The organism is Lacisediminihabitans sp. (assembly GCF_043726815.1).
Lineage (GTDB): Bacteria > Actinomycetota > Actinomycetes > Actinomycetales > Microbacteriaceae > Lacisediminihabitans.
In genome coordinates this window covers 1-8,046 of sequence record NZ_JAYSJZ010000099.1, presented here as the reverse complement: position 1 = coordinate 8,046, position 8,046 = coordinate 1, and the positions used below count along the sequence as shown (strand labels likewise).

6 protein-coding genes are annotated in these 8,046 nt (G+C 69.9%); all 6 read left to right on the top strand.

Going from position 1 to position 8,046, the window contains the following annotated elements:
- A partial coding sequence (locus ACHZD8_RS14840; RefSeq protein ID WP_394771203.1) for a dihydroorotase occupies positions 1-1,330 on the top strand: 1,330 nt, incomplete at its 5' end.
- Positions 1,331-1,334: 4 nt separating this feature from the next.
- Entirely contained in the window at positions 1,335-1,838 is a 504-nt protein-coding gene (locus ACHZD8_RS14835) for a hypothetical protein (RefSeq protein ID WP_394771202.1), read from the top strand.
- A complete protein-coding gene (gene carA / locus ACHZD8_RS14830; protein WP_394771201.1) occupies positions 1,835-2,986 on the top strand; it encodes a glutamine-hydrolyzing carbamoyl-phosphate synthase small subunit in 1,152 nt (383 codons plus the stop codon). The genes ACHZD8_RS14835 and carA overlap by 4 nt, the downstream gene beginning before the upstream one ends.
- Positions 2,986-6,294, top strand: a complete 3,309-nt coding sequence (gene carB, locus ACHZD8_RS14825) for a carbamoyl-phosphate synthase large subunit (RefSeq protein ID WP_394771200.1) — start codon at positions 2,986-2,988, stop codon at positions 6,292-6,294. The genes carA and carB overlap by 1 nt, the downstream gene beginning before the upstream one ends.
- A complete protein-coding gene (gene pyrF, locus ACHZD8_RS14820; RefSeq protein WP_394771199.1) occupies positions 6,287-7,171 on the top strand; it encodes an orotidine-5'-phosphate decarboxylase in 885 nt (294 codons plus the stop codon). The genes carB and pyrF overlap by 8 nt, the downstream gene beginning before the upstream one ends.
- Positions 7,159-8,046, top strand: an 888-nt coding sequence (gene gmk, locus ACHZD8_RS14815; RefSeq protein ID WP_394771198.1) for a guanylate kinase, incomplete at its 3' end; no start/stop codon positions are given. The genes pyrF and gmk, both read left to right, overlap by 13 nt.

Genomic DNA, 8,046 nt, shown 5'->3' with positions numbered 1-8,046 from the left:
GCTCCCCGACGGCACATCCACCGACTTCGTCGTGGACCACGGGGTGATCACCGAACTCGGATCGGGTCTGTCGGCGACGGGCGCGACCGTCATCGACGGAACGGGCCTGCAGGCGCTGCCCGGACTCGTCGATCTGCACACCCACCTGCGCGAGCCGGGGTTCGAGCAGAGCGAGACGGTGCTCACCGGGTCGAGGGCCGCGGCGATCGGCGGCTTCACCGCCGTGCACGCCATGGCCAACACCTCGCCCGTCGCGGACACCGCGGGCGTGGTCGAGCAGGTGCAGGCCCTCGGTGTGGCCGCCGGCTACGTCACCGTGCGCCCCATCGGCGCCGTGACCGTCGGACTCGAGGGCCGGCAGCTCGCCGAGATCGGCGCGATGGCCAACAGCCGCGCGCGGGTTCGCGTGTTCTCCGACGACGGCAAGTGCGTGTCTGATGCCCTGCTCATGCGTCGCGCGCTCGAGTACGTCACGACATTCGGGGGAGTGGTCGCCCAGCACGCGCAGGAACCGCGGCTCACCGAGGGCGCCCAGATGAACGAGGGCACCCTCTCCGGCGAGCTCGGCCTGGCCGGCTGGCCGGCCGTGGCCGAGGAGTCGATCATCGCCAGGGACGTGCTGCTCGCCCAGCACGTGGGCGCCCGGCTGCACATCTGCCACCTGTCGACCGCCGGGTCGGTGGATGTCGTGCGCTGGGCGAAGGCGCGCGGAATCGCCGTGACCGCCGAGGTCACCCCGCACCACCTGCTGCTCACCGAGCAGCTCGCGAGCGGCTACGACTCCCGCTACAAGGTCAACCCGCCCCTGCGCCGCGACGAGGACGTGCACGCCGTGCGTGCCGGGCTCGCCGACGGCACTATCGACATCGTGGCGACCGACCACGCGCCGCATCCGGTCGAGGCGAAGGACTGCGAGTGGGAGGCCGCCGCCTTCGGCATGGTCGGCCTGGAGTCCGCACTCTCCGTGGTGCAGGCCTCGGTGGTGGACACCGGGCTGCTCGACTGGACAGACGTGGCCAGGGTCTTCTCTCGAGCGCCGGCGGCGATCGGCCGGCTCGACGGCTACGACCGCGGAATCGCGGTGGGCGCCCCGGCCGAATTCACCCTCTACGACGCCTCGGCCAGCCGGGTCTTCGACACGAGCCGCCTGCGCGGCAAGGGTCTCAACTCCCCGTACCTCGAGACCACGCTTCCCGGCCGGGTTGTCGCGACGATCCACGACGGCTACGCGACCGTACTCGACGGAGAACTCGTCGAGGCGGACGCCGTCGCCCGGTTCGCGGCCACGGCTCGCGCGGCAGGCGCCGGTGGAACGGTGCGCAATGGATAGGGCCGTGTCGACCTCGATCGTGGTGGCCGTGATCGTGCTGGCCCTCGCCGGGATGGTCATCGGCTGGCGCGCCCGCCAGCGTCGGCAGTCCCACGTTCCCCGGCCGCCCGCCGTGCCCGCGGAGATCGGCGCCGTGCTGGCCTCCGCCGAGGTGTTCTACGTGGCGACCACCGCCGTGGGCCAGCCCCTCGAACGCATCGCCGTGGGCGGACTCGGCTTCCGCGCTCGCGCGACCGTGACGGTGGCCGAGCGCGGCATCGTTCTCGGCATCGCCGGCGAGCCGGAGGCCTTCCTGCCCGCCGAGTCGCTCCGCAGTGTGGAGCGCGCCACCTGGACCATCGACCGGGTGGTCGAGACCGGCGGACTCATTCTCATCGCCTGGACCCTGGGCGACACGGAGGTCGACAGCTACCTCCGCGTCGCCGAGCAGGCAGACCCTACCCCGATCATCGAGGCGGTCGAGCACCTGCTCGACCGCACTCAAACCCATGGAAGTGAGGCATCGTGACGCGCTTCGACCCCGCCGTCCTCGTGCTCGAAGACGGAACTCGTTACGACGGGAACGCGTACGGCGCCCGAGGGCGCGCCCTCGGCGAGGCGGTGTTCGCCACCGGGATGACCGGCTATCAGGAGACCATCACCGATCCCTCGTACGCGGGACAGATCGTGATGATGACGGCCCCGCACATCGGCAACACCGGGGTGAACGACGAGGACCCGGAGTCCGATCGAGTCTGGGTCGCCGGCTTCGTGGTGCGCGACCCGTCACGAATCGTGTCCAACTACCGCGCGAACGGCAGCCTCGACGACCAGCTCGTGGAGCAGGGCGTGGTGGGCATCAGCGGTGTGGACACCAGGGCCGTCACCCGTCGGCTGAGGGATGCCGGGGCGATGCGCTCGGGAATCTTCTCCGGCGCCGAGGCGGCGCTGGGCGCGGCCGAGCAGCTCGCCATCGTGCGGGCCGGGGCGCAGATGCAGGGGCTCAACCTGTCGGCGCGGGTGTCGGTGACCGAGCAGAAGACCCTCCTCGCCACCTCCGAGCGCATCGGCTCGGTGGCCGTGCTCGACCTCGGCGTGAAGGACTCGACGCTGCGCTACCTGGCCTCGCGCGGCCTCGACGTGCACGTGCTGCCGCAGTCGGTGACCGCCGATGAGCTGTTCGCGCTGCACCCGGATGCGGTCTTCTACTCGAACGGGCCGGGAGACCCCGCCGCGTCCGGCGACCACGTCGAACTGCTTCAGGCGGTGCTGCGCAAGGGGCTGCCGTTCTTCGGGATCTGCTTCGGCAACCAGCTTCTCGGCCGGGCGCTCGGCCTCTCCACCTACAAGCTGCCCTTCGGCCACCGCGGCATCAACCAGCCGGTGCTCGACAGGGCCACGGGCCGGGTGGAGATCACCGCCCACAACCACGGCTTCGCCGTGGACGCCCCGCTCGACGGTGTCTTCGACTCGCCGGCCGGGTTCGGCCGGGTCGAGGTGAGCCACGTCAACCTCAACGACAACGTCGTCGAGGGGCTCAACGCCCTCGACATCCCGGCCTTCTCGGTTCAGTACCACCCGGAGGCGGCCGCCGGGCCGCACGACGCCAACTACCTGTTCGACCGGTTCAGGGACCTCATTCTCGCCGTCAAGGCCGCAGAGACGGAAAGCAAGTAATGCCCAAGCGCGAAGACATCACCTCGGTTCTCGTGATCGGCTCAGGCCCGATCGTGATCGGCCAGGCCTGCGAATTCGACTACTCGGGCACCCAGGCCTGCCGGGTGCTCCGCGAGGAGGGCGTGCGGGTGATCCTGATCAACTCGAACCCCGCCACGATCATGACCGACCCCGACTTCGCCGACGCGACCTACGTCGAGCCGATCACCTGGCAGGTTATCGAGACGATCATCGCCAAGGAGCGCCCGGACGCGATCCTGCCGACCCTCGGCGGCCAGACCGCCCTGAACGCCGCGATCGACCTGCACAACCACGGCATCCTCGAGAAGTACGACGTCGAGCTGATCGGAGCGAACTTCGAGGCGATCAACAAGGGCGAGGATCGCCAGATCTTCAAGCAGCTGGTGCTGGAGTGCGGTGCCGACGTCGCCCGCTCGTACATCGCGCACACCGTCGACGAGGCCATCGAGTTCGCCAAGGATCTCGGCTACCCGCTCGTGATCCGCCCGTCATTCACCATGGGCGGGCTCGGTTCCGGCTTCGCCTACACCGAGGCCGAACTCGTGCGGATGGTCGGCGACGGCCTGCACCAGAGCCCGACGAGCGAGGTGCTGCTCGAGGAGTCGATCCTCGGCTGGAAGGAGTACGAGCTCGAACTGATGCGGGACACCGCCGACAACACCGTGGTCGTATGCTCGATCGAGAATGTAGACCCGGTCGGCGTGCACACCGGCGACTCGATCACCGTCGCCCCCGCCCTCACCCTCACCGACCGCGAGTACCAGAACCTGCGGGACATCGGCATCGACATCATCCGCGCCGTCGGCGTGGACACGGGCGGCTGCAACATCCAGTTCGCGATCGACCCGGCGAACGGCCGCGTCATCGTGATCGAGATGAACCCGCGGGTCTCCCGGTCGAGCGCCCTCGCCTCGAAGGCCACCGGCTTCCCGATCGCCAAGATCGCCGCCAAGCTCGCGATCGGCTACAGGCTCGACGAGATCCCGAACGATATCACCAGGGTCACCCCGGCGAGCTTCGAGCCGACCCTGGACTATGTGGTCGTGAAGGTGCCGAGGTTCGCCTTCGAGAAGTTCCCGGCCGCGGACGCCACCCTCACCACCACCATGAAGTCGGTCGGCGAGGCGATGGCCATCGGCCGCAACTACTCCACCGCGCTGCAGAAGGCCCTCCGGTCGCTGGAGAAGCGCGGATCGAGCTTCCACTGGGACGGCGTGCCCGGCGACAAGGACGAGCTGCTCGCCATCGCCGCCGTGCCCACCGACGGCCGCATCGTCACCGTGCAGCAGGCGCTCCGCGCCGGGGCCACGATCGACGAGGTGTTCGAGTCGACCAAGATCGACCCGTGGTTCATCGACCAGATCGTGCTGATCAACGAGGTCGCCGAGGAGATCGGGTCGTTCCGCCCGCTCGACGCGTCCCTGCTGAGGCTCGCGAAGGACCACGGCTTCAGCGACGTGCAGATCGCCGCGCTCCGCGGCCTCACCGAGGCCGAGGTGCGGGTGATCCGCCACGCGTTCGGCGTGCGTCCGGTCTTCAAGACCGTCGACACCTGCGCCGGCGAGTTCCCCGCCCTCACCCCGTACCACTACTCGAGCTACGACCAGGAGACCGAGGTGCGGCCGAGCGACCGGCGCAAGGTGGTGATCCTCGGCTCGGGCCCCAACCGCATCGGCCAGGGCGTCGAGTTCGACTACTCCTGCGTGCACGCGAGCTTCGCGCTCTCGGATGCCGGCTTCGAGACGATCATGATCAACTGCAATCCCGAGACGGTCTCCACCGACTACGACACGAGCGACCGCCTCTACTTCGAGCCGCTCACCCTGGAGGACGTTCTCGAGGTCGTTCACGCGGAGAGCCAGAGCGGCGAGCTCGTCGGAGTGATCGTGCAGCTCGGCGGCCAGACCGCTCTCGGGCTCGCGAAGGGCCTCAAGGCCGCCGGCGTCCCGATCCTCGGCACCACCCCCGAGGCGATCGACCTCGCCGAGGAGCGTGGCCTGTTCCAGGGCATCCTCGACGCGGCCGGGCTCGTCTCCCCGCGCAACGGCACCGCCACCGACTACCGCGAGGCCGTGGTGGTTGCCGAGGAGATCGGCTATCCGGTGCTGGTTCGTCCGTCCTACGTGCTCGGCGGTCGGGGCATGGAGATCGTCTACGACAGCCCCTCCCTTCTCGGCTACTTCGGCCGCATCGCCGACCAGGGGATCGTGGGGCCGGGGCATCCGCTGCTCGTCGACCGCTTCCTCGACGACGCGATCGAGATCGACATCGACGCCCTCTACGACGGCACGGAGCTCTACGTCGGCGGCGTGATGGAGCACATCGAGGAGGCCGGCATCCATTCCGGCGACTCGAGCTGCACGCTGCCCCCGGTCACCCTCGGCCGCGAGCAGATCGCGCGGGTTCGCGAGGCGACCCTCGCGATCGCGAAGGGCATCGGCGTGCGCGGTCTCATCAACGTGCAGTTCGCGATCGGGGCCGGGGTGCTCTACGTGCTCGAGGCCAATCCGCGGGCGTCCCGCACCGTGCCGTTCGTGGCGAAGGCCCTCGGCCTGCCGATCGCCAAGGCGGCGTCACTGATCATGGTCGGCCGCAGCATCCGGTCCCTGATCGACGACGGCATGCTGCCGGCGGTCGACGGCTCCGTCGTGCCGATGGATTCGCCGGTCGCGGTGAAGGAGGCCGTGCTGCCGTTCAAGCGCTTCCGCACGAAGGAGGGCCAGGTCGTGGACTCGGTGCTCGGCCCGGAGATGCGTTCCACCGGCGAGGTGATGGGCATCGACTCCAACTTCCCCAAGGCGTTCGCCAAGAGCCAGGAGGCGGCCTACGGCGGGCTGCCAACGAGCGGGAGCGTCTTCGTCTCGGTGGCCGACCGCGACAAGCGTGCGATCATCCTGCCCGTGCTTCGGCTGCAGCAGCTCGGCTTCGAGATTCTCGCCACCATCGGCACGGCCGAGATCCTCAGCCGCAACGGCATCACGGCCCGCGTCGTGCGCAAGTACGACCAGGGCGAGGTGTCGATCGCGGGCGAGCCGTCGATCGTCGACCTGATCAACCGCTCGGAGGTGGATGTCGTGATCAACACCCCGAGCGGCCGCAGCGCCCGGGTCGACGGCTACGAGATTCGCGCCGCGGCCGTCGCGGCGGACCTGCCGCTCTTCACCACCATCGCCCAGCTGGGTGCCGCGGTCGCCTCGGTCGAGGCGATCCGCGACGGTTTCGACGTGAAGTCGCTGCAGGACTACGCGATCGAGCGCCGCGAGCGCCTGGCGGCGCTGGGTGGCTGAGCCGGCGACCCCGGCCGTCGTCGGCTTCGGTGATCGCCTCACCGCGGTCTTCGACAAGTTCGGTCAGCTCTGCGTCGGCATCGACCCGCACGCCTGGTTGCTGCAGGAATGGAACCTGCCGGACTCCGCCGCGGGTTCACGCGAGTTCGGTCTCCGCGTCGTGGAGGCCGCCTCAGGTCGGGTGGGCATCGTCAAGCCGCAGGTCGCCTTCTTCGAACGCCACGGGTCGGCGGGATTCGCGGCGCTCGAGGACGTGCTCGCCGCCGCTCGCGACGCCGGACTGCTCGTGATCGCCGACGCGAAGCGCGGCGACCTCGGCACGAGCGTCGAGGCCTACGGGCAGGCCTGGCTCGCGCAGGGCAGTCCGCTCGAGTGCGACGCCATGACGATCAGCGCCTACATGGGCGTCGGGTCGATCGAGGCTCCGATGCGCCTCGCCGAGCAGGCCGGCAAGGGCCTCTTCGTGCTAGCGGCGACCTCCAACCCGGAGGCCTTCCAGGTGCAGACGGCGATCGTTGCGAGCGGGGCGAGCGCTGGGCGGTCCGTCGCTGCGAGTATCGTCGGTGATGTGGTGTCCTGGAACAAACTGCACACGTCGGGGGTCGGCGGGTCCGTGGGAGTAGTCCTCGGTGCCACCGTCGACTTCTCGGCCTTCGGAATCGACCTCGCAGGCCTCGCCGGCGCGCCGTCCACGCCGGTGCTGGCCCCCGGTTTCGGCCACCAGGGCGCCCGATACTCCCAGCTCGCCTCTCTCTATGGCCCGGCGGCCCCGCACGCCGTGGTGAGCGCGTCCCGCAGCATCCTGCGGGCCGGTCCGGCGGGCATCGCCGACGCGATCTCGTCCCAGGCGAGCGAGGTGCTCGCATGCCGCGGGTAGCCCCACCCGAGGTCGACCGGGCCGCCGCCGCGCGCGCCGCCGTCGCCGCGAGGCGGGCCAGGGCGGCAGTCAAGCAGTCCGTTCACGATCGTTCCCGCAGCCCCCTCGACGTCGTCGACGCGGCCTGGTCGGCCAGCCCGGCGCAGGCGGAGGCGAGCCTGCGGGTTCGGGAGCTGCTCACGAGCATCCCGAGCCTCGGCCCCACGCGGGTGGCCAGGGCCATGGAACAGCTGGGCATCGCCGAGTCCAAGCGGGTCGGCGGGCTCGGCGTGCGACAGCGTCGACGCCTGCGCGACTGGCTCGAGCGCCGGGACAACCACGGGGTGGAGCAGCAGCGTGCCCGTCTCGTGGTGCTCGCCGGACCCACCGCCGTCGGCAAGGGCACCGTCTCCACCTACATCCGGGAGAACTACCCGGATGTACACCTGTCCGTCTCGGCCACGACGAGGTCGCCCCGACCCGGCGAGGTCGACGGGGTCAACTACTTCTTCGTGAGCGACGAGCAGTTCGACCGGCTGATCGAGACCGGCCAGATGCTCGAGACCGCGACCGTGCACAACGCGTTCCGCTACGGCACCCCCCGGGAGCCCATCGAGGAGGCCCTCGCGCGCGGCCAGAGCGTGCTGCTGGAGATCGATCTGCAGGGTGCGCGGTCCGTGCGCAAGGAGATGCCGGAGGCGGTTCTGGTGTTCCTGCTGCCGCCGACCTGGGACGAGCTCGTGCGCCGACTGATCGGCCGGGGCACCGAGGATTCGGTCGAGCAACAGCGCCGACTCGAGACCGCGAAGGTCGAATTGGCCGCCCAGGACGAGTTCGATTACCGGGTTGTCAACCACGAAGTCAGCCAGGCCGCCCGCGAGGTCGTAGACTTGATG

Coding starts and splice junctions, on each gene's coding strand:
- carB (WP_394771200.1), top strand. CDS start 2,986: ATGCCCAAGCGCGAAGACATCACCTCGGTTCTCGTGATCGGCTCAGGC.